The sequence below is a fragment of the Enterovibrio calviensis DSM 14347 genome (assembly GCF_000621165.1).
GTDB lineage: Bacteria > Pseudomonadota > Gammaproteobacteria > Enterobacterales > Vibrionaceae > Enterovibrio > Enterovibrio calviensis.
Window position 1 is genome coordinate 415,114 of record NZ_JHZA01000007.1, and the last position, 24,218, is coordinate 439,331.

Here is a 24,218-nt window from a genome sequence, read left to right on the forward strand (position 1 = left end):
CTATAATTCAGCGGCATCTTCGGATGCCGCTTCGCTTCCCAGCTCTATCGGCATTCCTGACTGCACAGCAAGTGCCGCTCTATAGCGACTCTCATTCATTTGATTGCTCTTGAGCCAAAGTGACGTTCTGCTATCAGGCAGTGTCAGCATTCGCGTTCCCGCTTGTTCTTCATCCAATGATAATGGCCTATGGGCTTCTACGTACACAGCACCGTCAGGCTCATAGCTGGTTTTTACAGGCTCATTGATCACGCGAACTTTTTCGCCCACGTCCACTTCATCGAATAACCACACGATATCTTCTGGTCGCATCCGAATACAGCCAGAGCTCACACGCAATCCAATACCGAAGTCCTTGTTGGTTCCATGAATCAAATAAGTGCCTGTTCCGTAAGCCAACCTTAAGGCATGCGTACCCAAAGGATTCTCAGGCCCTGCTGGAACAATATCAGGCAAAACAATGTTTTTGGTTTCTAAGTATTCTTGGCGAATACTTTCTGGCGGCGTCCATGTGGGATTTTCTCGCTTCTGGCTAATCTTGGTTTTCATGATTGGCGTGTCTCGCCCTATTCGCCCAATACCAATAGGAAAAACGTTCACTTTCCCTATCTCAGGTTCAAAATAGTACAAACGTAATTCCGCAAGGTTAATCACCACGCCTTCGTAATCAACGTCAGGCAAAATGAGCTGTTGGGGAATAGTCACAAAGGTGCCAGCGTCAGGAAGGTAAGGATCAATGCCAGGGTTTGCGGAAAGTAAGGCTAAAAAGCCGACGTTATAGTGCTTGGCGATGAGCTCTAAATGCTCTCCCTGCTTAACAACATGAATTGTATTCTCGCCAATTAGGCGCGTGTTTTCTTCAGGCCAATCATATTGGTTTGCTTGAAGTGTCGTCGGCAAAATGAAAGCACTTAAATACAAAAACGGTCGAAGCATCGAATTCATGAAACAAAAATCTCTTAGTCTTATTCTATCTAGATAGCAGGAAAGGAGCAGTGTTCATCACTTAATAATAGATATATATACCCAAGTAACCTGAATATGCTCGATTTCAGAGGCTCTCAGAGAGAGCATCTCAGGTTGTTTCGGTATATCACGTCATCCCCACTGCACTTGCAACTGGCCTCGTCGAAAAGCCAAACAAATGTTGATTTTATCTCGACACTGAAACACACGGTAAAATGGCGTTATATGACCAAATAACCGCAAGATGGACAGACATCCAAGTTAGAAGTAGATACGCAGACCAAGGGAGCCTTCAAGTTTCAACGCGGAATCTTCCTGCCAGTACCATACGGTTCCTGCTTCGCCGTAAAGTTCTATATTCCCTCGTCCCATGGGTGTTGCTACGCCAACACCCGCCCTTGGTCCCCATTTATGTGTTGAATCATCAACCCATTGAAAACCACCAAAGCCATACAAAGAAAGTGGCAGATATTCAGGCCGCGCTAACCAAGGACCAAGATCCCACATGCCATCAATCGCTGCTCCTTTCTCTTCAATCCCCAAAGAAACTCGCATCGCACTTTGTGACACTGTCACGCCAGACATTGGCGTTCCGAGAAAAACCCCAGCAGAAAAACCTTGCGACGACGCAGACATCGCTGGCAACAACAGTGCCAGCCCAATGAGATAACGCTTCATTTTAAATTTCCATTTCTTGTGCCCAACTCAACGTCGAAAGGCAACCAAACTCATATCACTAGTGGGATATTAACACTTCTCAGCATATTATCAGTGGCTATTCCGTAAAAGGCCTTATTGGTTACAAAACAATCGCTTCAGCCTTAAAATTAGCGCCAACGCTCACACCTTTTGCCATTGGTCACAACTGCCATCATCCTTTACACCTTTTTTCCCGTAGTACGTAAACTTATGAAAGAAAACTGTCGCTATATAGGTCTTTGTAGCGAGAGATAGTTTTATTGTTTGCTTAACGCACCAGACCAATGCTGACTAATGGAGATCAACAATGCTGATTCGAGTACCCAAGAAATCCGAAATAAAAGAGCATGAACTGACTCCAGAGTCTGTTTACCACTCTCGTAGAGACATATTGAAGAAGCTCGGCATTGTGACGGCAACATTGCCCTTTGCAGCGCAGAGCCAAGCCAACATCTTTGATATTTTTGGTGGTGATGACGAAAAGAAAGCAGACGTTCTTTTTCAACGGTCAGCATTAACTGGTCAACCTAGTACTTATGGAGCAGGTCTCCCTCTCACGCCTGAAAACAAAGTACTTACCTATAACAACTTCTACGAGTTTGGCACCGGGAAAAATGACCCTGTCGACAACAGTCAATCATTCAAGGTTGATCCCTGGAAACTGGAGGTGACGGGGTTAGTTAACAACCCAATCTCGTTAAGCTATGAAGACTTGCTCAAGCGTTTCACCCTAGAAGAGCGTCTCTATCGTATGCGCTGTGTTGAAGCTTGGTCGATGAACATTCCTTGGATTGGTTTTTCGTTGGGTGATCTCATTAGAGCCGCAGACCCTCTCGGAAGCGCGAAATACGTGGCCTTTGAGACGCTATACGACCCTAAGCAAATGCCCGGTCAAGCATCTCAATTTGTAGGCGGCGGTATTGATTACCCCTATGTTGAAGGTTTACGCCTCGACGAAGCCATGAATGATCTCACGCTCCTAAGCGTCGGCTTGTATGGCCAGACCCTTGCCCCACAAAATGGAGCACCGGTTCGTTTGGTTGTGCCTTGGAAGTACGGGTTCAAGAGCATCAAATCGATTGTTAAAATCCACTTGCTTGAATCCCAACCTGCGACCACATGGAATCTACTTGCCCGTCACGAATACGGCTTCTATGCCAACGTGAATCCGCAAGTTGACCATCCGCGTTGGAGCCAAGGTTCAGAGCGCTTCATCGGTGAAGGTTCGATTTTCAGCTCTCGTCGCCAACCGACAGCCATGTTCAACGGCTATCAAGAAGAAGTCGCGAGTTTATATAAAGGTTTGGATTTGAGGTCTAACTATTGAAGCCATTGACAGCAAAGCACATTGTTTGGGTCAAAGCATTAATCCATGGCATCAGCCTGTTGTTTTTCGCCAACCTGGTTTGGTTGGTGTTAAACAACAAATTTGGTGCAGATCCCGTTGATGGCATCACACATTACACGGGCATCGCCGCACTCAATACTCTGATGGTTACCATGTTCATAAGCCCAATTGCGAGATATGCAAAACAAGGGCTGTTGATCCGCTGTCGTCGTGTTGTCGGGCTATATAGCTTCTTTTGGGCAACACTACATTTATTAACCTATCTCGCACTTGATTTGACCTTCAGCTTTTCACTGTTAGGCAGTGAAATTCTCAGCCGTCCTTACCTTACCGTCGGCGCGATTTGTTGGGTTATTCTCTTTGCCTTAACAGTCACATCGACATCTCGCATACAACGTAAAATGGGGGCAAAATGGCAAAAGCTTCACCATTACGTCTATTTGGCGCTTGTCTTAGCGCCAATCCATTTTTACTGGTCATCAAAGTCCGAGCTAATTGAGCCAAGCATCTATTTTTTGTTGGCGATTTCTTTACTCGCCGTTCGCTGGAAAACCCTTAAAAGAATCGTATTTCGGCCTGCCCTCAAGCGAGGATAGCCTCACTTTTGAACGCTTCACCACAATTAGGCATCTGAATTAGTGCAAATTTCTATTTTTTGCCATACTTTAGGTAACCCTTTGTCGTGAAGCTTGTTTTTGGAGTAGGCTTTTTTGCTGGATGAACTTATTTCACAAAGCTTACGAGACTTTCAATTAGACTGTCTCAGTTTCTGTGAACACCATTATCCAACGATTCATAATCGCGGGATGAAAGAAAGCCATCTCGGTAAGGCATTGGCGCGTCGTATCATGCACTCTTACGATAAGCTAGACATAGAAACCACCTGTCGGTCTGTCGAAGAATCCAACACCACCAAGCAGTTGGTGTTTCTCATTGACACCCCTGAACATCAAATCTATATCGTTGCACATCGTCTCATCAGCGCAAACCTTGCGTGTCGTAAAGCTATCGTTAACGACATGAAGTGGACACTTGACCATCTCGAAGGATCCAATGACAAAGAACGGCGAATCATTGTTATCGCTGACCACTGGATCGATCGTTCAGTCGCGAGTAAATCTGTACCCAGTTGGTGGCTGGGACATCAACCTATTCATCAAGCCGATTTTGCCGCACAAGGTGTCAAACTTGTCGACGCAGAGCACTCTCTCGCGGGTGATATTGAGGTAGTGTGTGAAATAGCAGGTGGACGACATCGTATCTATCACCCGCTCCATCGCCAACGAGACGGGTTGCCGCTATATAAATACCTACTGTTAACAGCCACATATCCGTTATAGAGGCTGAAAGACTTCACTCTCGTTGCCGTATTACTGCATTCTCAATGAATAGTATTTCACCTTTCACGCCGGAAACGCCATGACCGCCGAAGTAAATGCCAACGATAGCCTCTTGCGTGATGCGCCGATCATAAACCTCTTTCTTCGTTATTCACTTCCCACTGTCGCCGCCATGATGGTGACTGGCATCTATGTTGCTGTTGATGGCATGTTCATCGGTCATTTCGTTGGAGAAGGTGGCCTTGCAGCCATTATGCTCGCTTATCCAATTGGCTCGATCCTATACGCGCTGGGCAACATGATTGGCATGGGTGCGGCATCGTTGGTGTCGATTCACCTTGGAAGCGGAAATCCTAAATCAGCACAACAAGTGGTGGGCAATGCCTTTTCACTGTCATTGCTAGTCAGTGTTGTCGTTTCTATTTTTGGCGTCATATTTTCAAAAGATATTGTTCACGCCTTAGGTGCTCAAGGACATGTCGCCGAAATGGCTGTGACCTATCTGAAATGGTATTTCGGCATGGGAACCTTTGCCCTCCTCTCTATGGCATTTTCAATTTTGCTAAGAAACGATGGGCAGCCAAACCGCGTCACCGCAATCATGATTTTAGGTGGCGTACTCAATATCTTCTTGGATTGGGTATTCATTGTTCTTATTCCTTGGGAGCTTAAAGGCGCTGCCATCGCGACCATGCTGTCCCAACTAGTGACGGCGTCACTTTGTCTTTTCCACTTTTTCCAACCCTCCACTCGTCTTCGTATTACGTGGCAATCGATTGTTATTAAGAGTAAAACCCTCACTGACATTATGCAGCTCGGTGTTCCGGGTTTGCTTATGTACCTGTATTTATCCGTGGTTCTTACGTTGCACAACATGGCGTTCTTGTCATTAGGCAGCACGATTCATGTGGCGGCCTACGCGGTAGTCAGTTACACAGAAGCATTCTTCTACTTAGCGTTTGAAGGTATCGCTTTGGGTATGCAGCCTATTACAAGCTTTAATCTTGGTGCGAAAAGAATGGACAGGGTGATTGAAAGTCGCAATATCGCGTTTGGCGCGGCGCTACTTGTCTCCATAACGGGTTTGTTGCTCGTTTATGTATTTCCCGAAGCCGTCATCTACGCATTTGCGGGAGATAGCCCTGAGCTCGCTGAGGTGACCAAAGAAGGTATGTATTTGTACTTCTGGGGCTTACCGACCGAAGCCTTGTTGCTTGTTGGCGCGATTTATTTTCAGTCCATCAACCAAGCGACAATTGCCAATTGGTTGACGGGCGGTAAACTGGTCATCATGGCAGTGATGCTTTTTGCCATGACTAAACTCGTCGGCACCACGGGCGTTTGGATTTCTCTGGCATGCACTAGCACATTGCTGTTTGTCTGGATGATGTGGAAGCTCTACCAAACACGGCTCTCAACACAGTCAGCTACGCCCTAGTTATTTTTTCTTTTCATCACTAAGGAGCATGGATGCTCGAAAAAGTCGTCAGTATTCTGTTTCCGGTTTTTGCTGTGGTCATCGCGGGATTCTTTGTAGGGAAAGGCTTTAAACCCGACATGCGCCATATCAACCGAATCAACATTGATTTAATGGTGCCCTGTTTAGTCTTTACAACACTCTCCGTTATGCCAATGGGTGGCGAACAAAACGCGTTGTTTATTGCGGCGGTCATTGCTGTTTTGCTTCCCGGCATACTGATGATACCCGCGTGTAAAATACTCAATATTTCCTATAAAACATGGGCGCCACCGCAAATGTTCCGCAACAGCGGTAACCTCGCGATTCCTTTGTTTGGTTATGCGTTTGGCGCCAGTGCCGAAGCACCCGCCATTCTGCTGTTTGTTGTGTCCATGATGCTTCACATTACGGTTGGGCTGGCACTTCTGAGTAACAGTGAATATCGATTCCACCAGATATTCAAAATGCCCATTTTGATTGCCGCCCTACTCGCGTTGATGTTTAACTTCAGTGGAATAATCGTTTGGAAGCCGCTGAATGATGGCATGGTACTGGTTGGCAGTGCTGCCGTGCCCGTGATGCTGATTTCGTTAGGCGTGCAGTTAACAGCCATTCAATGGTCTGGATTGGGTGTGGGCTTGTTGAGCACGGCGCTGAGTTTGGCGACAGGCGCCGCCAGCTTTGCTGTGATTTACTTTTTCGTTCCTCTCCCGCCAGAACATCTTCGTATGATGCTCTTGTTTGCCATGCTGCCACCGGCGGTGATGAACTTCTTGTTTGCAGAACGTTTTCAGGTAGGGCCCGACAAAGTGGCTTCGATGGTGCTGTTTGGTAATTTCCTCACCATTGTCACCTTGCCTGCACTGCTCATCGCCGCTTTTGCATGGTTCTAACTCACCCAACCTGACCCAATTTAACTACCGCGCCAACACTGGATCTATAAGAGCGATTCTTACTAGATCCTGTGTTGATACTGGCGTCGGTTTTGGTTTTGGCGTATTGAAAAAACCTATAGCGCCGGCTTTTTCCAGACAGATTTAAAATCGAACCACCCCACTTTGTTCGACGACACGTCTTCGAGTTCGCGGCCATCTACCACGCCAAGCCAAATATGAAATAGAGGGATGATTTGCGCCGATTCCACCAGCATTTTACCGATCACTTCCGCATCGAAATGCGTCTCGTCGCCAGATCGCCATGCCGTCATTTTGTCAGTAATTTCACTAAACTCCGCCAAAGGCATTGCCGCCGAAAGGTGAGAGAAATTCAATAGCCAAGGCAAAATTGCATCACTGCGCTTATTGCCTAAACTCATGCCGCATAACCATATATCGACTTTTTTGGCGTGCTTGGGAGACATGATGTCTTCGTATGGCACAACGTCAATGTCCAAGGTTATTCCGTCCGTAGCGAGAAGCGATTTGAGCGCTTTTGCCATTAATGGAAATAGAGGGTTATCCGATTGGTGTGCCAGCCTTACTACTTTTTGCTCAGGCGCAGACACATCCGAGTGAGAAACATTGGTGTGAATCCAGCCTGGCAGCAATCCATAAGCATTGGTTAAGCGGTATTCTCCAATCCCACTTTCTGCCAAATGCGGCAGTAAACGCAACGAAGAAAGGCGATCACTGAGATAGGACGCCCAACGTGGATCTTTAGCAATGCCATTGTTGCGGTTTAATAACAGGTAGTTACACCCTTCATCTAACGCTAAGCGTTCTTTGGTGCCGCTTTGCAGGATTCCTTGTCTCGAATCGAGGGCCGTGGGATCAAGTTTGGCCGTAGGCTGTAAATAGCACATAGCAGCGCTATCCAATACCCAAATTTCGATTTCATCCGTCAATGCTCGAAAGCCAAAATACTGATCATTGGCTTTCAATACTAACTGATGGCTGTTGTTTTCCACTACGCGATATGGGCCAGTACCAACGGGAAACAACTCACTGGTTTTCGACTCAGCCGCTTTCTTTGACTGAATGGAGGCCATCGGTACCGCTAACGTATCTGGTAAGCGTCGATCGGGGCGTTTTAGATGAAAATCAATCACGTTGTCAGCGGGGGCGTTAATCGAATCAATATGTGAAAAATACACATTGTTGCTTAAGGCTTGTAGAGACCAAATGACATCGTCGGTATGTAACAGATTCCCATCATGAAATCGCACCGCTGGCCTGAGATAGAAACGCCAATGCGTATCAGATAGTGCCTCCCAATGATGAGCGAGATCTGCTTCGACTTGTTCCGTCGATTCATTGAAGCGCGTTAAACCATTGAATATCTGAGTGATCAAATGCTGTTCAGAGCGTCGTAGTGGTTTGGCCGGGTTCAAACACGGAAAAGCGCGGTAGTAAGGAAGGCGAATGATTTGCTTCCCTTCTTGCGTCGATACACCGAGTTGCTCTTGAATCAACTGCGCCAGTTTAGACGCGTCGTTCCCCAGATCCTCAAGGGCGGCATCGAGCTTTCCATCTTTTACCCATTTTCTTACGCGCTTCATTTGCAGATCAGAATCACTGCGATGGAATATGAGTTGGCTCTGTTTGCCTCGGCCTACAGCTGGCTCCCAGCTTAACCACCCATGTTCTGCCATTTTGCTGAGAACCATACGGGCATTTCGGCGAGTACAACTGAAAATTTCAGCCATATCTTGGAGGTTTGTATCACTGTCTTTGCCACCGAAATGGGCATAGACCTTAGAAAACTGAGTTTGAAGACGCTGTCCTGACATAAAAGGGGAACCTAATTTCAACCAAATTGGACGCCGTAACTTCCTATTTTACTGAATATTCTTGGAATGCCTACTGTTATACTCGCGCAAAAAACGACCAAACCCCCAATTTGTTTCCTCATTTTTTCTCTTGAGGATTGTTATTTGGCGCTATAGAGCTATTATCGAGGCTCAACTGCAAGAGGCCGAGCTGGCACAGGAGCAAACATGAGTGACGCTGCTATTCTTTCCCATTTTCACAAAAAACAATTTTGGATGGCGAGCCACGTCAAAAACGCTCAGTTCCCCACACCAGAAAGCATTCAAGGCTTAAATTTCTACAAAGCGTCTGAGAAAAACCCATCCATCATTGAGCATCGCGCCAACGCGCCCGTGAATGATAGTTACACATTCTATGCGGTAGATTGTCACCCGCTGATGGTGAGATACGCGCGAACGTTGGCTCAGAAGTGGCCAGAATCTGAAAGTGCATCATTGCTCGAATTTCTATCACAGCTATCACTCACCGATATTCCAACACCAGATGGCATCAACGTTTCACTGCATGTCGCAATGCAATCAGGAAAGCCTGTTGCCACAGGCATGATTTTTAGCAGCCTAGAAGATGGCCAATCGGTGGTTGGTTTGTACGACATATTTGGTATGAACGATGAAGCCACAGCGACTATGCGTGCTTACTTGGAAGGTCAGACAGACAGCGAAGTGTTAGTTAGCGAATAAGTGCGGGCAATACCCAAATAAAAAAGCAGAGCCAAATGGCTCTGCTTTTTTATTTCAATTCGGTATAGCTGAGACTGTGTTCTACAGTATTCGCTCGTGGCATCTCGGAGACACTAGCACCTGTCAAACCATGCTTATGTCTTTGAAATATCACTTCTGCTTTTCAAGCAGATAAAAAGCTGCTGATAAAATAGGCTCAAAAAGTGTGTTTAACAGCAGGCTTTCTAATTATGCACGTGAAGCGCGTTCTTTCTTTACGATCAAAAATGCAGCAAAGACGAATGCGACGACAAGAATGGTTTCCACAAGATGCTCCTTAAGGGGTTAGCGCAAAATAATGTTATTTGAATAAGGTCAACAACCATTGGCTGTTTTTTCGGCTGCGAGTATAACCAAAAATCGTTACCAAATCTTGCCAAATGTTAAATAAATTCCACCAACATTCGTCTCAAATATGATTTCGTGAGACACCTCAAAAGTGCAATCAGACGCTCATCAAGAATAATCACTAAAAGCGCATGATTTACAAAAGATAAAACCCCAGAGTTCACCCATTTAGGCAATTACTCTGAGGTTTTGTATAAATGAATTTTTACACTATTGAATGGCAGCGCCAGCCTTCGCCCATTGCCCTAACACATCACGTTCTTCTTGCGTCATTTGGGTTAAGTTCCCGAGCGGCATGATGTTTGTATCGACAGACTGAGCAACTATTCTCATCGCTTCACGTTGTATCTGTTCTGGCGTATCGAGCATGACGCCAGATGGCGCAACAGCAAATGCAGGATGCGTGGGTGATTGAGAATGACATGTCGTGCAGCGAGCCTGAATGATGGTATTCACCTCAACAAAAACCTGCATAGAAGGCGACAACGCCGCTGTATTTTGAGACACACTCTCAGTGTGTGCGTGCAAATCCACCGCCGGCGATGAATTGGATGGCGCAGACACATAAGCCAAACAAATCATTCCTAGTGCGGCTGCCGGTAAGGTCCACGCATATTTTTGACTACCATGACGCGTGTTAAAATAATGCCTAACCAAAACGCTCAATAACGAAAGACCTGCTAGCACGGCCCAATTAAATTCATGGCCATAGGTGCTGGGGAAGTGATTGCTGATCATAATGAACAGCACAGGGAGTGTCAGATAGTTGTTGTGTCGCGAGCGCAGCAGTGCTTTAGCAGGCAAGCTAGGATCAGGTTCCCGGCCTTCTTCGATAGCCTTCACTAAGGCTCGTTGCCCCGGCATGATCACGCGGAAGACATTACCCACCATGATGGTACCAATGATCGCGCCAACGTGAATGTATGCCCCGCGTCCACTGAACACCAAACTTAGCGCCCATGCCGCAAATACCAACCCAACGAACAGTGCCAGACCCAATAGCATTGGTTTCTTGCCTAGCGGCGAATCACATAACACATCGTAAATGAACCAACCTGCCACCAGCGACGCAATACCTATCATGACAGTGGTACTCGCGCCAAACTCCGATCCGGGTTTCACCAAGTAAATATCAGCGTTCGCATAGAACACGATAAAGAGTAGTGTCATGCCTGTGATCCACGTGAAGTACGCTTCCCATTTAAACCAATGTAAGGTTTCAGGCATTTTTTCTGGCGCAAGTTTGTATTTTTCAAGGTGGTAAATGCCGCCACCATGAATCGCCCAAAGCTCTCCGGATAATCCGTCTCTGGGATTTTGTCTATTAAGGTTATTTTCTAGCCAAACGAAGTAAAACGACGCGCCAATCCATGCCACGCCAGTGATCATGTGCATCCAGCGCACCGCTAGATTGAGCCATTCCGTGATATAAGGATCCATAGTTCCCTCCTTCCTGAACAACGTCGCTGGTCAACCGAATCACCTCACATTTCATCACCGGTGATCGTGTCACCTAGAGAGCATGTATTCGCTGACGTTGTCCCTTTTGTCTTTTTCAGATATTGGTACTCACCTTAACCAAAGCAGTTTTTCTGTTACTTTGGCCAATTCACGTTACAAATCAGGTGCCAATATCACACGTGTTTGTTCTGAAAAGAAAAACTCGTCACAGTTATTACCTTCACCCTCGCGGTCTACCACCAAGAACTGATCCTTGGCTGTCAACGCCAATACGGGGTGATGCCATACGCCACAGTGATAATTCACGCCTTGCGTACCTTTGGCATAGAACGCCTTAATCTTATAAGGATCAGGTCTTTCCCCTATCGCGGCGACAACGACAAGATAGTCGTTACCCAGAAGAGGCATAAAAGCTTGAGAGCCTTTTGGGTGACGTTCAAGCATCTGTATGGAAAGCGGAAAAGTGAGAGGCGTCGCTTCGAAAATATTGATGATCACACGACTGCCCTCGTCCACTTGCGTGGTGGCAAGTTTATGGAAACGGCGTGTTGAACCATTGTTAATCATGAAGAACTCTCGCTCCCCAGTTTCAATAACATCACCAAAAGGGGCAAACGCTTCTTTTGTTAACGGCTCAGGCGTTAATGTGATGGCAATTTCAGAAGCTGTCTCTTTTTCCATTTCCGTATTCATCCCTATGACGGTCTGCAACAAGTATTCTTATCAACCCGATTTTCGACCAATAAGTCGCACTCGACTGATGCCACCGTCAGGGAAAATATTCACCCTGACGTGAGATACCGCACCCAGCGCATTAAGCTGATCGGTAAATTGGTGAATGTTGTCTGCCGATAACTTCTGGCTTGGCAGCAGTTCGCGCCAGAACAAACTTTGTGTAGCGACTTGTTCGTCTGTTCCACCGCTCACGGTCGCCGCTTGAAGAGAAACACTGTCCGGATAATTGCCCTTGAAGTGTGCAGTATCAATCTCGATGCGATCGATAGTACCCGCGTGACCCAATGACAAAATCACCCAGTCATTCCCGGGTACGCGCCGACGCGCCGTTTCCCAGCCATCACCCATATTCACGCCGCGTCCTGGCATAATGAGGTTACTCATATGACCAAAGTGTTGATCATTACATGCCAGCGCTCTTCCGCCATTTTCAACAGCAACAAGATCTAACTCAGTTTCAGGATGCACACGCTCCCAATCGATCTCCGGATAACCATGCACACGTAAACGCGCGACGCCGCCATCGGGATAAATGTGGAAACGAACATGTGTAAAAACGTTTGGCGAGGAAATATCAGCAAAATGATGGCTATCGCCATCGAGGCTCAGTGACGGTAAAACTTCAGTCCACTGTTGATGAGAGTCAGGGTCACCCTCTGGGGAGTAGCATGCTTCTAAAGAGGCTGAAGGCGGGTAATTCCCAGTAAAGTGAGAAGTATCAATATCTACCCCTACAATCTTACCTGCGAGTCCAAGCCTAACAACACAGTAGTCATGGCCTTCTTCGCGCTTGCGACGCGACTCCCAGCCATCCATCCACTTCCCATTATCGTCATAGACATCTTCTTTCCATTGCGCGGGAGCATCATCCAGCAGGCGTTGCTTGTCGGCAAAAAAGTCATCGGTGGCAAAAATTGCCTTTGCCCCTAGCCGATGGCTAGCAAGATTGACGAGTTTGGTGAATTCAGGACGATTATCCATTTCATTGCTTCCTTTATCGTATATATCCAAGACATTGCTTTGACACAAACGTCCATGAATACAAAAGGTCGCGTCTTTTTCCCTTTCACTGTGGCGAGAAACCAAGAATAGATTTCTGGCGAGCTTCAATTTGCGAGACGCTGTAAACGCCGCTATCTCATCAAAAGAAAACGGCGACCAGAGAGCTACAAATCACGTAGCCTGAACAGAGCGATTTTGTTGATTTCCGCAATCGCTGTGTTGAATTCGGTCGTGAGATCGTTGTTCAAACGACGATCAAATGCTTCCAAGATTGCGTGACGATTTGCCCCTTTTACCGCCATGATAAAAGGGAACGAAAACTTCTCTTTGTAGCGTTGGTTAAAATCCGTGAAACGCGTGAATTCTTCTGGTGTGCATTGGTCAATGCCCGCGCTCGCCTGCTCGCTGGTTGATTCTGTTGTTAATTCCCCAGCCTGAGCAGCGCGTCCCGCCAGATCGGGATGCGCCAATATCACCTGCATTTTTGAGTCGGTATCAGCATTGTTCAAAACGTTTGCCATTCGAGCGTGCAGCGTATCTTGATCATCACATGAAGCATCAAGCCCTCCACCATAAGCCTGCGCAGCCACCCATGGGCTATGTTCGAAAATGCCACCGAACGTCTCAATAAATTGTTCTTGGGTTTGCTCACTCGGGCGGCATGTTGAAAATATGGCCATTACGCTACCTACTCCTTGGTCATCGATGGGTGCGGATGATGTTTGTGCCAGTGCTCGGCAATATCAACACGACGCGTTATCCATACATTGTCATGTTGTTTCACGTATTCTATAAAGCGCTTTAACGCTGCCAATCTTCCCGGCCGTCCAATTAGCCGGCAATGTAAACCAATCGACATCATCTTTGGTGCGTCCTGCCCCTCTTCATACAAGACATCAAAACTGTCTTTAAGGTATTGGAAGAACTGCTCGCCGGAATTAAAGCCTTGAACCGTTGAAAAACGCATGTCATTGGCGTCTAGCGAATAAGGGATCACAAGCTGAGGCTTGCCTGGTGGTGTGCCATCTTCATGCCAATAAGGAAGATCATCGTCATAGGCATCGGAGTCATACAGAAAACCGCCTTCTTCAGCCACCAGTCTACGTGTGTTCGGACTGGTTCTTCCTGTGTACCAGCCCACAGGGCGCTCGCCCACCACGTCCTTGATGGCCTTAATGGCTTTCTTCATGTCAGCGCGCTCGTCGTCTTCACGTACATATTGGTAATCAATCCAACGATAACCGTGGCTGCAAATTTCATGTCCTTCATCAGCCATGGCCTTTACCACCTCGGGATTTCGTTCTGCAGCCATACCCACAGCAAAAATGGTCAGTGGTATTTCGTGTTGTCTAAACAAACGCAGTACGCGCCACACACCCGCTCGAGATCCATACTCATACATCGATTCCATGCTGATGTGTCGAACACCTGCCAAAGGCTGGGCTGACGGAATTTCAGAGAGAAACGCTTCTGACTCTCTGTCACCATGCAGAACGCATCGCTCACCACCTTCTTCAAAATTGAGTACGAATGAAACCGCAATTCTCGCCTCTTCAGGCCATCGCGGGTGAGGTGGATGGGCGCCATAGCCTTTTAAATCTCGAGGGTAGTCACTACTCATCGCCATTCCTATCAACATATCAACGCAAAACCAAAATCAAAATCAAAATCAATGACAAACCGACCGCCGACTTCCCCATCAATTATTACGACATATGCATAGAGAGTAGATAGTCGAGAACTCGATGTTTATCGTTCGTCACCGAGAAGTTCGAGAACAAATGGAACAGTGTTCCGTCCATATCAGCAAAACAAAGGTTACGCCTTTCTCGGCATAAGCACATTTTTAGTATTGCATTTTGTATACAATTTACAAGAACAAGTTAACAAAATGTTGCCGCCATCATGTTTGTGACAATTTAATTCTTTCCCGCTTACTGCTCATTTTATCGCCTAACTCTATGCTCCAAGCGCTTTCTTCTGTATTTCTCACAATTAACACTGCGTAATTTTTGACCTTTACAAGACTTAACTATTGTGTACATTTTGATTTATAGATGTGCACACATCATTAAGTGAGTTGGTCACTAGCTCAGTTAGTATTCATCGCTGATTGCCTAAAATCGGCAATCAAATTGAATACATCGCACGGGTGACAAAGCAATGCATTAAGAAAAAACGGTTCATAGAGGGACACGACCAATATGGGAAAGTTGACAACACACGTACTCGATACAAGCCACGGAAAGCCAGGCTCTGAGATAGAAATCGCGCTGTTTAGGGTGTCTAGTCATGGATTGGAACATGTCATCACGACCACAACCAACCAAGATGGAAGAACCAATGAACCCTTGCTTGAAGGTGATGCCTTTCTGAAAGGTAAATATCAACTTCAATTCAATACCGCAAACTACTTTCACCGCACGGGCGTCGCCTTAAGTGATATCCCTTTTCTTGATGACGTGGTGATCAGATTTGGGATCGACGACCCAAGCGCTCACTTTCATGTTCCTTTGTTGGTTTCGCCCTACAGTTTCTCGACTTACCGCGGAAGCTGATCACAGCAACAAAGGAAACAGCACAGTGACAAGCGACAGTTTCGCCTGTCGCCAACACCGTAAACTCGAATAGGACTTCAGCGACATAGAAACCTCGCCGTAACGCCTAGTGCAATTGGATGGAAACAACAGGAAGGAAATCATGGATAAGAAAAGCACTGTTGAACAAACATTAGGAAAGAGTGGCTTTCTCGAGCGCTTCTTTAAGCTCAGTGAGCATGGGACATCGATCAAAAACGAACTGATTGGCGGGATCACCACCTTTGCCACCATGGCATACATCATTTTTGTGAACCCCAATATTATGTCGGCTTCAGGGATGGATCCCGGCGCTCTGTTCGTCGCGACCTGTATCGGTGCAGCCATTGGTACGATGATGATGGGCTTATTCGCCAACTGGCCTGTAGGTCTCGCCCCGGGTATGGGTTTGAATGCGTTTTTCGCCTTCACTGTGGTCGGTGAAATGGGCTATAGCTGGCAGGTGGCACTTGGCGCGGTATTCATTTCCGGCGTGATCTTTGTGGGCTTGAGCGTATCGCGTGTTAGGGAGTGGATCATAGAAAGCATCCCCTCAAGCTTGCGTTACGCCATGACCGCAGGTGTTGGTCTGTTTCTTGGCATTATCGGTCTAAAAAGCGCAGGCATTGTTGTTGGCAGCAACGCCACGCTGGTCACTTTGGGGGATTTCACTCAACCAGAAGCCATACTCGCCGCCGCCTGTTTCTTTATCATTTCAGTGCTGGCGGTCAAACAAGTTTTTGGCGCTGTGCTTATTGGTATTTTCAGTGTCACCTTGATTGGCCTTGGCCTCGACCTGTTTGAATACAATGGCATTTTCTCCGCCCCACCGAGTATCGCCCCAACCTTTATGGCGATGGACATTGCAGGCGCACTGAACGTGGGCATGATCAGCATCATCCTCGCCTTTCTCTTTGTAAACATGTTTGATACCGCCGGCACACTGATGGGTGTCGCCGAACGCGCAAACCTTGTAAACAAGAAAACTGGCAAAATCGATGGCCTGCCAAAAGCATTAAAAGCCGATAGCCTGTCCAGTGTTATTGGTGCCTGCTTTGGTTGTCCGCCAGTGACCAGTTATGTAGAAAGTGCGGCGGGTGTGTCTGCGGGTGCGCGTACAGGCTTATCTGCCATTGTGGTGAGTTTATTGTTCCTCGCCGCGATTTTCCTCGCGCCCTTAGCTGGCATGATCCCCGCTTACGCAACGGCTGGTGCTCTAATTTATGTCGCTTTTCTTATGATGAGCAGCATCAAAAATGTCAACTGGGATGATTTTACTGACTCTGTTCCCGCGGCCGTCACCGCACTCATGATGCCATTGACATTTTCTATCTCCAACGGCATCGCACTCGGCTTTATCACTTACACCGTGCTCAAAGCGGGAACCGGAAAATTCTCAGATATATCCATCGCGATGTACGCATTAAGCATTCTTTTTGTGTTCAAGCTCGTTCTTCTGGGATAACAAAACAAAGGGGGCTATTTAAGCCCCCTTTTCAGTTTTAGATATTTGATTTGGTTCAAATTGACATCAGCCCCCTATCATCAGGGATAACGGAAATTTCACCATCATCGCTGCTAGCATCAACACAAGCAGCAAGAGGAATACGTTATGAAACTGCTCTACGAGTTAAACGACAGGCCAGCAGCAGGCTCAACATTTCTGCTCGCGCTACAACATATGCTTGCTTCCATTGGCGGCATCATTGCGGTTCCTCTCATCGTCGGTGGTGCCATTGGATTGCCCGCGGGTGATATCGTTACGCTGATCAACGCTGCACTATTCGTGTCTGGCGCGTTTACCATCGTGCAATGCATTGGCATCGGCCCTGTGGGTATTCGATTGCCCGTGGTCATGGGATCAAGCTTCGCTTTTTTAGGGATAGCCATCGGGATAGGTAAAGCTGACGGAGTCTCAGGCATCATGGGGGCTGCCCTTGTCGGCGCCTGTATGGTAATCGTTTCGGCTTTCTTCATGGAGCAGATTAGAAAACTATTTCCTCCCGTTGTCAGCGGTGTCGTCGTTACCCTCATTGGTTTAACGATCTTACCTGTTGCCATGAACTGGATTGGCGATGCGCCAGCCGGTAGTGATCAATTCGCCACGCTGCCCAAACTGTTTCTTGCTGCTATTTCGTTACTGGTTGTCCTTTTAGTGTCCACCTATGCCAAAGGCGGCGTCGCAGCATCCGCCATCGTGATTGGCCTTGCAGGTGGTTACCTTGTCGCACTAAGTATGGGCATGGTCAACTTGGATCAACTCCATAAGTCCAGTTGGTTTGCCACACCAGAGCCGCTCAAATTCGGACTGACTTTCTCTTGGCCTGCCATCGTCGGAATGTGCCTTGCTTACATCGTCGTTATTGCCGAGGCGACAGGAGATTTCCTTGCACTCGCCAGTAACTGTCATCGCACCATTTCTGGTAAAGATCTAAAACGCGGCCTGTTAGGTGATGGTATCGGGAGTGCCGTAGGTTCATTATTTGGTGCTATGCCACTGGCGTCATTCAGCCAAAACGTTGGCATTGTCGGCATTACGGGTGTTGCAAGCCGGTTTGTTGTGGGCACAACAGGTGCGCTGCTGATCCTTGCGGGTTTATTCCCTAAATTTGGTGCATTAGCCGTATCAGTGCCGAAGCCAGTACTGGGTGGTGTCGGCTTTATCATGTTCGGCATGATTGCGTACGCAGGTATCCGCATGCTGGTTAAAGCGGCCGATACACGCCGTAACGCATTGGTTATATGTGTATCGCTCGCGGCAGGTTTAGCCGTCACCATCAAACCTTCGTTGCTTCAACATTTACACCACGATGTCGCACAGCTTCTCCACTCGGGGATTACTACAGGTACGATTGTCGCCGTGATGCTGAACCTTGTTCTGCCTAAGTCGAGAGAAGATGTCACTGCCGAAAAAGAAGCGGAAGAGGAAGAGATGAACAGTGAATACACTCAGCCATTGAGCGAAGACACCGCAGAGCCGGCGATGGCTAGCGCGTCTGCTGAACACAATGATCTTCCAAATGATGACAGCTCGAAACCGTCAAATTAATACGTGATGCAAAACCTATCGCCCCGTTTGCTCGGGGCGTTTCCGTCTTTAAACCGTCACCTACCATCGGCTTCAAGATGAACGTCAATTTTCACATCAAAGGATCAACAGACATGGCGACAACATGGATAAAGTCCCCCCTCGCAATATGGACTGGCACTGATGAAGACGCATCAGGCGGCCTTGTCGTACATGGCAACACGATTGCTGAATTGATAGCGAAAGATGCCACGCCTTCCATGCCTATCGATCACATTGTCGATGCCAAAGACCATGTCGTGCTGCCAGGCTTGGTGAACGCCCATCACCATTTTTATCAAACCTTGACCCGAGCGTATCCCGACGCCTTGGACAAGGAACTCTTTCATTGGCTCAAAGCCTTATATCCCGTTTGGGCAGGTCTTGATGAAGAGATGATGCGATTAGGTACACAACTCGCGAGTGCAGAGCTTTTGCTATCTGGCTGCACCACAGCGTCTGATCATCACTACTTGATCCCCGTTGGTCTCGAACATGCTATCGACATTCAAGTTGAAGCAACCCGCGAACTCGGGCTGCGCACCGTATTAACCCGCGGATCAATGAGCTTAGGCGAAGATCAAGGTGGACTGCCGCCACGACACACCATTCAAACTGAGCAAGCCATCATTGATGACAGCCTGAGGTTGATAAATAAATACCACCAGCCTGAATTCGGTGGCATGACACAAATCGCCCTCGCCCCTTGCTCACCCTTTTCAGTCACTACAGAATTAATGAAAGAAACCGCACGCGTGGCCAAACAACACAATGTCATGCTGCACACCCATCTTTGTGAAACCATCGACGAAGAAGACTTTTGTTTGGAAAAGTTCGGCCTTCGCCCCGTTGACTATCTCGAAGATGTCGGTTGGTTGCATGATCGCACTTGGCTGGCGCATGGCATCCATTTCAATGACGAAGAAATCAAACGCCTAGGGAAATCTGGCATCGGCATTTGCCACTGCCCAAGCTCCAACATGATGCTGGCGTCTGGCATTTGCAGAAATCTAGAATTAGAAGCCGCAGGGGCATCTGTGGGGTTAGGCGTGGACGGCTCAGCATCTAACGACGGCTCAAACCTCGTCAATGAATTACGAATGGCCACGTACATTCAGCGGCTTCGGTACGGTTCAGCCAACGTCAGCCATCTTGACGCCTTTCGTTGGGCAACACAGGGTTCCGCAAAAAATATCGGACGCAATGACATCGGCACCCTTGCTAAAGGTATGCTGGCGGACATCGCCATGTTTAAGCTCGATGAAATCCAGTTCTCTGGCAGTCACGACCCATTAGCAGCGCTTGTTTTATGTGGCGCACATCGTGCAGACAGAGTCATGGTTAACGGGGAGTGGCGAGTAAAAGACGCTAATCTCATTGATGTAGACACCCAAGAATTGATGATAAAGCATCGGGCAGCCGCAAAAAGGCTGGCGGGAAAAGCCGAGCGTTAAATTGACATTGTTACAGTCGACAAATAGGTTGTTTCCGCAGGTAATCCCACGTCTATTTTCTTGTTGTTGAGAAAATCAGCCTATGGGTCGAACACCCAATCGCTCACTTCTCTCCCCATAACGTGGAGCCTTCTATCGTGATCCTTCTCAGAACAGAATACATCCCTCCTCCAAAGAAACAGGAAAAAGACCTAAGACAATAATGCTCAACGCCTTATTTATATTAAGTTAAAGAAGATTGGGGGCAATAAACTAGAGGCATATAGGCGTATCAAGCAGCACAGAACAACCGGATCAAATTAATAGGTTAGAATATTATGATATATCCATATACCCAGAGTTTCATATAAAAGACATCCCAAGAATGCGCTTTCATAGATAATCCTCGCGGCCGTACGCAACACCATGACAGTCGTGTTTCTCCTAGTGATGTGCAACTAATTTAACGTTCATTTTTGCTTCCAACGTGCGAGTTTCGACCTTCCTTGTTGCTAGTGGCCAAAACAATAAATAAAAAACATGCGAAGAAGGATATTTCAATGTCAAAAAGGCTCATCTTGTCATCGTTCGCGTTATCATTCGCCACGCTTATGACACCAACAGTAAACGCAGAGTGTTTAGGAAACGTCTACTCGATCAATGGTGGTCGGGGCGACGTCGGTTTTTTTCTTGATATTAAAGAAACAGATCGATTAACTGGCTATGCCGATGCCAAAGAACGCGCAATTATCAATTCTCGGGCAGCATTTAGTAGTTCTGCCATGGCCTATGAACCCACTCTTAATCGAACCTACTATGTTAGTGTCATCCGCCCCTCCAAATACTATGTTGAGGATGCAGAAAGTTATGTGTCATCCGATGATTTTAAAAAACTCCCGCTTCACGCTTCAGGTTCATTGACCAATCAACTTGCTTACTATGACCACGATAGCCAGCTACATACCGTTGTGGGAGCAGTCCCTGACACACTTAGAATGACGTTTGATCCATCTAGTGGCCAGCTGATCGCTTCGAGTTCATCAGAGATTTTCAACATCGATCCTGATACCGCCGCTATTTCCAATGAACAACAAATCAGCAACAACGTTCGTTTCTCTGGCTTTTCTTCTTGGGGAGACTTTGTCTTTAAAGACAATGAATTACTTTATGTGACCAATACACGCACATTCGTGGTAAACCCTACCAATGGCTCTATGACGCTAAAATCGTTACATAAGATAAATTTGATAACTGCTGCGACACTCGATCAAAACGGTCAAATTCTAGTGGCAGCTAAAAACCAGAACGTCGGCGGAAACGTCAACAGCACACATTTGGTTCGAATTGACCCTAACACGGGTGAACATGAGCAAGTGGGCCTCTTCCCGGCAAAAATAGATGCGATGGCAACTAACACGCAAGAAACACACACCTGTTATGAACCCACCATTTTCGCAAGTGCACAGGAAACCAGTGTTCGTCGAGTTAACAACCCGAGCGTTGACGAAGGAAAATCCGCTAATGTACGTGTTTTCCTAAGTAACCAGACCCGACTATCAGCGACGGCCAATATCTCTTTGATAAATGACACAACGCTTGATAATGATTATTCCAGAGACGTGAGTATTCTGTTCAGTGATGGCTCATCAACTCAAGTAACACTTACCGTTGACGGTACCGATGTCAGTGTGCCAGCTGGTGTCACTCTCTTTGATGTGAGTATTGATACCAACAATGATGTAAGACGTGAAGATGACGAAGTTGCCATCTTGAAAGCGTCGTTGCTAGAAGACGGAAGCGATGAGAAATCCGGTACGCTCACCATCAAAGACAATGATGAAGATGCTCCAGAAAGTATTTGTGGAGAGTACTCTCGTGTCTCCGCAACAATTTATGACCGCACATTTTATATCGATTGCGACAAAGGGATTGTTGGCGGACCTGAACTGACTGCTGCGCTTGACGTTGATAAAGAAATTAAGTGGGAAACTTTCACAAAAGGAGAAGGTATCAGCAAGGATAACCGTACAACGTTTGGAACAACGCTAACGAACGACTTATCTTTCGTTGTGTATCAAAATGAGCAAGCTAATTACTTTTCTCCCCCATATTGCAATAACGTCACCGATCCAATGGGTTTTGAGTCCTTCCTCATGCATGCCGTGTTTGATAAAAAAAGCACCGGTGAACTCATTTGCAGCGTGCTCGTTAGAGAAACACGTTGCGACGGAAATGGAGGGACGTTGCCTCAGTTCTATGACGCTAGCAGTGAGTGTATATACGAGTAACGTTCTCCTTAATATAAAGAAAGACTCATAAACCGTACGTAACTATGAAAGCGACAAAATGTGGCTTTCATAGTTACTACTCGCCTCCTCTCAACGAAATTCCTCTACAAACACGTTAGCTTGCGATTTAAGTGATAGCTCCACACCATTAGATAACCTTGAACAGGCAAAGTGGCAGCAGACACCATAATCCGATACGATTCAGGATTGAGTAGCAGCAAACCTCTAATGAAAAACATGACAAACAACCACACTGAAAACCAAGCATTGTCCGCACACCCTGACTCAGATCTGTCCGAGCAAGATTTGCTGATCCTTCATCAGTTGCTTATGGAAAAACGAGACGAACTGTTGGTTCAATCTGAAGGGTTTGAAAAGGAAATCACTCGTAAAGAAGATTGCTCATTAGCGGATGCCGTTGAAGCCTCGTTTTATCGCGCCGAAGCAAACAGGGCTGAAGTGCTGCTCACTCACAATCATGCACTGTTGAATGAGATCGCTCGTGCTTTTCTTCGATTAGAAACGGGACAATACGGCGTGAGTATTGAAACAGGCGACCCTATTCCGTTTGCACGTTTGCAGTTGCTTCCTTGGACTGAGCACTGCACCGAGGATCTTGAGTGAGCATTGGCACTCTCTCAACACACTTTTGCCGGCACCTTGACGCTTATTCATAGCCACTCACCTAACTATCCCCAAGCAACCTGAAAATGCTCGATTTCAGAGGCCATCAGGTTGTTTGGGTATAAGCATCATAAGATGATTTGAAAAAACACCCCATTCAAATCATACTGTGATTAGATTAAGGCTATTTATCTAATCACAGGAACAGCAAATGTGGATCTGGCAACAACAAGATTGGCCTTCTTTTACGTGGGATAATGCGGTTATCGAGCCACTGTTGCGCAGTGTGCGCCTCAATCAAGGCATCCTACTTGGGAAGATGAGCAGCCAGTCGCATGATGAAACACAAACCATGCTCGACACATTGCTGGCCAATATCGTTCACTCTAGCGCGATTGAAGGTGAAACGCTGAATGCATTCTCCGTGCGATCGTCTCTGGCTAATCGCCTCGGCTTGAGTGAAGACAAACCCTTTCCCACCACCGAACAAACCGATGGCTTGGCAGAGATCATGCTTGATGCCGTTGAAAATCTCGACACACCACTCACGCTTACGCGCATCTTGCATTGGCATGACCGACTGTTCCCGGAAGGCTACACGCTCCTTAACCCCGTCACTGGCGGTCGATTAAGGGGAGAAGCGCCCATGCAGGTGGTTTCTGGTCGAATTGACCGCCCCATCGTTCACTTTGAAGCCCCGTCGCGAGCGGTGCTAGAGGACGAACTCACGCAGTTTATCGCATGGTTTAATGCAACCAAGCTCGATGCTGCGTTTGATCCCCTGCTTCGCGCAGCCATCACCCATTTGTGGTTTGTCACGTTACACCCACTCGATGATGGTAACGGACGCATTACGCGGCTATTAACCGATCTCGCGCTAGCCCAAGCCGAGAAACAATCGGTTCGCTTCTATGCCATGTCCGTTGGGATCTTGGAAAACCGTAAAAGCTATTACGACATATTAGAGCGCACGCAAAAAGGCGGTATGGACGTCACAGCATGGCTAGAATGGTTCTTCAATACACTTGAAGATACGTTTTCCGACGCGCTAAAAGGCATCGACCAAACCGTCTATAAGTCCAACTATTGGCGACAAATAGACCAAACAAAACTGACAACTGAACAGGTGAAAGTGCTCAACCGCATGTTAGATGGAGATTTCGAAGACGGGATCAATACCAGCCAATATCACAAGGTAGCGAAAGTGAGTAAGCCAACCGCCACAAGGCATTTAGCCGCATTGGTTGAATTGCAGTGTTTAGTTAAATCGGACGCTGGTGGCCGAAGCACACGGTATCACCTACCGAAAAGCTAAGGTGACCTTAACAACCCCTCTCATCCGTCAAACATGGCATTGAGAACACTGCGCTATGCGTTGCATTTCA

The 24,218-nt window shown here is 47.1% G+C and carries 21 protein-coding genes; 13 read left to right on the forward strand and 8 right to left on the reverse strand.

The features are described 5' to 3' along the window. Both Q365_RS0106790 and Q365_RS0106795 read right to left on the reverse strand, forming a co-directional pair. Complete coding sequence (locus Q365_RS0106790; RefSeq protein WP_028022636.1) at positions 1-936, reverse strand: L,D-transpeptidase family protein; 936 nt, start codon at positions 934-936, stop codon at positions 1-3. 291 nt (positions 937-1,227) lie between these two features. Then, positions 1,228-1,644, reverse strand: a complete 417-nt coding sequence (locus Q365_RS0106795) for a hypothetical protein (RefSeq protein WP_028022637.1) — start codon at positions 1,642-1,644, stop codon at positions 1,228-1,230. 328 nt (positions 1,645-1,972) lie between these two features. Between Q365_RS0106795 and msrP the strand changes: the two genes are divergently transcribed. The 5 genes from msrP to Q365_RS0106820 all read left to right on the forward strand — a co-directional run bounded on the left by msrP (position 1,973) and on the right by Q365_RS0106820 (position 6,705). Beyond that, positions 1,973-2,992: a protein-methionine-sulfoxide reductase catalytic subunit MsrP gene (msrP, locus tag Q365_RS0106800; RefSeq protein ID WP_028022638.1), complete on the forward strand. Its 1,020-nt coding sequence runs from the start codon at positions 1,973-1,975 to the stop codon at positions 2,990-2,992. Continuing rightward, complete coding sequence (gene msrQ / locus Q365_RS0106805) at positions 2,989-3,609, forward strand: protein-methionine-sulfoxide reductase heme-binding subunit MsrQ (protein WP_028022639.1); 621 nt, start codon at positions 2,989-2,991, stop codon at positions 3,607-3,609. The genes msrP and msrQ overlap by 4 nt, the downstream gene beginning before the upstream one ends. Positions 3,610-3,723: 114 nt before the next feature. Further along, complete coding sequence (locus tag Q365_RS0106810; RefSeq protein WP_028022640.1) at positions 3,724-4,353, forward strand: hypothetical protein; 630 nt, start codon at positions 3,724-3,726, stop codon at positions 4,351-4,353. A gap of 79 nt (positions 4,354-4,432) precedes the next feature. Next, positions 4,433-5,791 carry an MATE family efflux transporter gene (locus tag Q365_RS0106815; RefSeq protein ID WP_028022641.1) on the forward strand — a complete coding sequence of 453 codons (1,359 nt, stop codon included), beginning with the start codon at positions 4,433-4,435 and terminating at the stop codon, positions 5,789-5,791. A 32-nt stretch (positions 5,792-5,823) separates the two neighbouring features. Beyond that, positions 5,824-6,705, forward strand: coding sequence for an AEC family transporter (locus tag Q365_RS0106820; protein WP_028022642.1), 882 nt, complete (start codon positions 5,824-5,826; stop codon positions 6,703-6,705). A gap of 116 nt (positions 6,706-6,821) precedes the next feature. Here Q365_RS0106820 and Q365_RS0106825 read toward each other — a convergent pair whose 3' ends face one another. Then, the gene (locus Q365_RS0106825) at positions 6,822-8,540 is read right to left on the reverse strand and encodes an SgrR family transcriptional regulator (RefSeq protein ID WP_028022643.1); all 1,719 of its coding nucleotides are present in this window, start codon (positions 8,538-8,540) and stop codon (positions 6,822-6,824) included. 207 nt (positions 8,541-8,747) lie between these two features. On the opposite strand from Q365_RS0106825, the gene Q365_RS0106830 reads away from it, so the two are divergent. Next, positions 8,748-9,260, forward strand: coding sequence for a hypothetical protein (locus Q365_RS0106830; RefSeq protein WP_028022644.1), 513 nt, complete (start codon positions 8,748-8,750; stop codon positions 9,258-9,260). 597 nt (positions 9,261-9,857) lie between these two features. Here Q365_RS0106830 and Q365_RS0106835 read toward each other — a convergent pair. The 5 genes from Q365_RS0106835 to puuE all read right to left on the reverse strand — a co-directional run bounded on the left by Q365_RS0106835 (position 9,858) and on the right by puuE (position 14,466). Then, a complete protein-coding gene (locus Q365_RS0106835) occupies positions 9,858-11,087 on the reverse strand; it encodes a urate hydroxylase PuuD (RefSeq protein WP_028022645.1) in 1,230 nt (409 codons plus the stop codon). Positions 11,088-11,261: 174 nt separating this feature from the next. Then, on the reverse strand, positions 11,262-11,789 hold the full coding sequence (locus Q365_RS0106840) for an ureidoglycolate lyase (protein ID WP_035024595.1): 528 nt from the start codon (positions 11,787-11,789) through the stop codon (positions 11,262-11,264). 42 nt (positions 11,790-11,831) lie between these two features. Next, on the reverse strand, positions 11,832-12,824 hold the full coding sequence (gene alc / locus Q365_RS0106845; protein ID WP_028022647.1) for an allantoicase: 993 nt from the start codon (positions 12,822-12,824) through the stop codon (positions 11,832-11,834). 185 nt (positions 12,825-13,009) lie between these two features. Further along, positions 13,010-13,525, reverse strand: a complete 516-nt coding sequence (gene uraD / locus Q365_RS0106850; RefSeq protein WP_028022648.1) for a 2-oxo-4-hydroxy-4-carboxy-5-ureidoimidazoline decarboxylase — start codon at positions 13,523-13,525, stop codon at positions 13,010-13,012. A gap of 8 nt (positions 13,526-13,533) precedes the next feature. Further along, a complete protein-coding gene (gene puuE, locus Q365_RS0106855) occupies positions 13,534-14,466 on the reverse strand; it encodes an allantoinase PuuE (protein ID WP_028022649.1) in 933 nt (310 codons plus the stop codon). Positions 14,467-15,049: 583 nt separating this feature from the next. Here puuE and uraH point away from each other — a divergent pair. The 7 genes from uraH to Q365_RS0106890 all read left to right on the forward strand — a co-directional run bounded on the left by uraH (position 15,050) and on the right by Q365_RS0106890 (position 24,148). Then, entirely contained in the window at positions 15,050-15,403 is a 354-nt protein-coding gene (gene uraH / locus Q365_RS0106860) for a hydroxyisourate hydrolase (protein WP_028022650.1), read from the forward strand. A gap of 142 nt (positions 15,404-15,545) precedes the next feature. Further along, positions 15,546-16,886, forward strand: a complete 1,341-nt coding sequence (locus Q365_RS0106865; RefSeq protein WP_028022651.1) for an NCS2 family permease — start codon at positions 15,546-15,548, stop codon at positions 16,884-16,886. A 147-nt stretch (positions 16,887-17,033) separates the two neighbouring features. Then, positions 17,034-18,470 (forward strand): nucleobase:cation symporter-2 family protein, encoded by a 1,437-nt coding sequence (locus tag Q365_RS0106870; protein WP_028022652.1) that lies wholly within the window; start codon positions 17,034-17,036, stop codon positions 18,468-18,470. A gap of 113 nt (positions 18,471-18,583) precedes the next feature. Next, complete coding sequence (locus Q365_RS0106875; RefSeq protein WP_028022653.1) at positions 18,584-19,942, forward strand: 8-oxoguanine deaminase; 1,359 nt, start codon at positions 18,584-18,586, stop codon at positions 19,940-19,942. 539 nt (positions 19,943-20,481) lie between these two features. After that, positions 20,482-22,209 (forward strand): hypothetical protein, encoded by a 1,728-nt coding sequence (locus tag Q365_RS25530; RefSeq protein WP_051563763.1) that lies wholly within the window; start codon positions 20,482-20,484, stop codon positions 22,207-22,209. 228 nt (positions 22,210-22,437) lie between these two features. Then, positions 22,438-22,833 (forward strand): TraR/DksA family transcriptional regulator, encoded by a 396-nt coding sequence (locus Q365_RS0106885; protein ID WP_028022654.1) that lies wholly within the window; start codon positions 22,438-22,440, stop codon positions 22,831-22,833. A gap of 211 nt (positions 22,834-23,044) precedes the next feature. Further along, positions 23,045-24,148 carry a Fic family protein gene (locus Q365_RS0106890; protein WP_028022655.1) on the forward strand — a complete coding sequence of 368 codons (1,104 nt, stop codon included), beginning with the start codon at positions 23,045-23,047 and terminating at the stop codon, positions 24,146-24,148. Positions 24,149-24,218: the final 70 nt, after the last annotated feature.